The organism is Paludisphaera rhizosphaerae, from assembly GCF_011065895.1.
In the GTDB taxonomy this organism is placed as follows: Bacteria; Planctomycetota; Planctomycetia; order Isosphaerales; family Isosphaeraceae; genus Paludisphaera; species Paludisphaera rhizosphaerae.
In genome coordinates this window covers 1-500 of sequence record NZ_JAALCR010000098.1, presented here as the reverse complement: position 1 = coordinate 500, position 500 = coordinate 1, and the positions used below count along the sequence as shown (strand labels likewise).

1 protein-coding gene is annotated in these 500 nt (G+C 61.6%); it reads left to right on the top strand.

What is annotated here, in order from left to right; genetic code table 11:
* The coding region (locus tag G5C50_RS32150) for a hypothetical protein (protein ID WP_165076185.1) at positions 1 to 490 on the top strand (490 nt) is incomplete at its 5' end.
* Between the last annotated feature and the right edge of the window lie 10 nt (positions 491 to 500).

The window sequence follows — 500 nt, the reverse complement described above, 5'->3', positions numbered from 1 at the left end:
CGGCTCCACCACCCTCCATAGGCATTGGAATTCGGGCTTCAACGGCTGGTACGGCTTCTACAGCGTCCCCTTCCCGGCGACCGTCAACGGTGCCTCCAGGCCCGGGATCCTTACGGGGGTCGGATCTCCATCGGGCTGCGTAGGGGTTGGGGGCGGGACGGCCGCGAACTTCTTGATCTTGGTTTATTGCGACGGGTTCGGCTCTCTCAAGGGCAACGCCTACTGGCTTCAATTCTCGGGAACCGGCACGCAAGTCCTCCTCGAACCCGGGCAACTCTACTTGCCTTCGGTCGGGGCCCCTCAACTCGTCCCGCAATACGACTGGTCCTCCACGGGCTGCTCGGCGAGCCGATACCAGTACACGCAGGTCGCAAGCACCGGGCCCAATTTTAACGACACGAGTTGCTCCCCCCTGTCGATCACCCTGAATTTCAACTATCAGTTCGGGGCGTTTTATGTGCTCGGCTACCGGGGGGCGATCACCGTATGAAGACCTACGG